At 69.0% G+C, this 1845-nt stretch carries 1 protein-coding gene; it reads right to left on the bottom strand.

The annotated features are described in order from the left end of the window. On the bottom strand, positions 1-1845 hold a 1845-nt coding region (locus WCJ41_RS21925), incomplete at both ends, for a type I polyketide synthase (RefSeq protein WP_336907955.1).

Raw genomic sequence — 1845 nt, forward strand, 5'->3', positions numbered from 1 at the left:
CGATCCAGTAGCGCTGGCGCTGGAACGGGTAGCCGGGCAGCGCGATCCTGGCGCGTGCTTCGCCCGCAAACAGCCCCGCGAAGTCAAGCTGGCCGCCCGCCGCATAGACCGCTCCCACGGCCCGCGCGAAGCTCGCGGAACCCTCCTCCCCGCGCGTCAGGCTCGCAACCAGCCGCGGCCGCTCGCCCGTGGGCCAGCACAGCCCCGCCATCGCCGTCAGAACACCATGCGGGCCGACCTCAACAAGGCAATCCACACCAAGCCCTGCAAGCCCCGCAACGCCCTGCGCAAACGCCACGGGAGCGCGCGCATGCCGGCTCCAGTACGCCCCGTCCAGACGCTCTTGCGAACCAACAGCCTCACCCGTCACGTTCGAGATCAGCACCGTCTCGGCCGGATGCGCAGGAAGCCCGCCGGCAAACCGCTCAAGCTCTCCCAGCACCGGGTCCATCAGCTTCGAATGGAACGCGTGGCTGGTGCGCAGCCGCTCGCAGCGAACACCATGACCCTTCAGCTCTTCCGCCAGCGCCAGCAAGGGACCAACCGGACCCGACACCACACGGTGGCTGCCATTCTCCGCCGCAAGCGACACATCAGGATAATTCCGCAGCGCTCCAGCAACCCGCTCCGCAGGCGCAAACACCGCCACCATCGCTCCGGCCCCGGGCCCTTCCGTCGGCAGCGCCCCCATCAGCGAACCACGCGCCAGCGCCAGCCGCAAACCATCCTCCAGCGAATAGACGCCCGCCGCATGGGCCGCCGCCAGCTCGCCAACCGAATGCCCCATCACCGCAACAGGCTTCACCCCAAGGCTCGCCCACAGCGCCACAAGCCCCGCCTGCAGCGCGTAAAGCCCAGGCTGCGTCCACTGCGTCTCGTCCAGCGCCCCCGCAGCACCCTCACGCCCGAACATCACATCAAGCAGCGACACGCCGCGCTCCGCCCGAACAACCGCCTCGCAGCGCTCCAGGACAGAACGGAACACAGGCTCGCGCTCATACAGCAGATGCCCCATCCCAGCCCACTGGCTCCCCTGGCCCGTGAACAGGAAGCCGATCCGCGCCGCGCCCGCGGACGGGTGGCGGACCCCCGTCACAACACCCGCAACGTGGCCTTCAACGCACGCCGCCTCATCCGCGCACGAAAGCGCCGCAAGGCCCGCGCCAAGCTCTTCCGCATCCCGGAACACGATCGCACCACGGTGGTTGAAGTGGCTCCGCCCAACACCCGCCGTGAACACCGCATCCGCCAGGACAGCCACGTTCTCCGGCTCCTGACCGGCAAGCCAGTCCCGCCAGCGCACCGCCAGCGCCGCCAAGGCGCCCGACGTCCTGCCAGACAGCAGAAGAACACGCGCCAGGCGCGGTTCGCAGTCCGAAGGCGCCGCACCAGCTGCAGGGCGGGACCGCGCGTAGCTCTCCACAATCACATGCGCATTGGTCCCCGAAAAGCCGAACGACGACACCCCGATCCGCCACGGCCGGTCAAGCCCCGCAGGCAGAGCCGTCGCCTCCGACGTCACCTTCACCGGAAGGTTCGCCCAGTCGATCCGCGGGCTCGGCGTCAGAAAGTTCAGGTGCTTCGGGATCATCCCGTGCTGCAGCGACAGAACCGCCTTGATCAGCCCTGCAATCCCCGCCGCAGCCTCAAGATGCCCGATGTTGGTCTTCACCGAACCGATCAGCAGCGGATGCTCGGCACTCCGCCCAACCCCATAGGCCGCCGCCGCCGCACGCACCTCGATCGGGTCGCCCAGCGCCGTCCCCGTGCCATGCGCCTCCAGATAATCAACCTCGTGCGGCAGGACCCCCGCCCGCTCCAAAGCCTCCCCAATCACACGCTGCT

Source organism: Aestuariivirga sp., assembly GCF_037139295.1.
Taxonomy (GTDB): Bacteria; Pseudomonadota; Alphaproteobacteria; order Rhizobiales; family Aestuariivirgaceae; genus Aestuariivirga.